This is a genomic window from Bacillus sp. SIMBA_005 (genome assembly GCF_046535585.1).
GTDB classification, from domain to species: Bacteria; Bacillota; Bacilli; order Bacillales; family Bacillaceae; genus Bacillus; species Bacillus pumilus.
This window is the reverse complement of sequence record NZ_JAWRWI010001052.1, coordinates 1-241: the sequence shown is the minus strand read 5'-3', so window position 1 is coordinate 241 and position 241 is coordinate 1. Positions and strand designations below refer to the sequence as shown.

The window sequence follows — 241 nt, the reverse complement described above, 5'->3', positions numbered from 1 at the left end:
CCCGCGGCGACAAGATGGACTGGATCCTGCAAAAGGCGACCGAACTCGGCCTCGCCGCATTCGTGCCGGTATCGAGCGATCGCAGCGAAGTGAAGCTCGATGCCGAGCGCGCCGGCAAGCGGCATGCGCACTGGCGCAGTGTCGTGGTCGCGGCCTGCGAACAGAGCTGGCGCTCGAGAATTCCGGATGTCGCGCCGCCCCGTTCGCTCGCGGCTGCGCTCGCCGATCTGCCTGCCGATGC

General features: G+C 68.5%; 1 protein-coding gene. It reads left to right on the top strand.

Translation table 11 applies throughout. From position 1 onward, the window contains the following. Window positions 1–241: RsmE family RNA methyltransferase (locus SB660_RS23330; RefSeq protein ID WP_410584940.1), on the top strand; the 241-nt coding region annotated here is incomplete at both ends.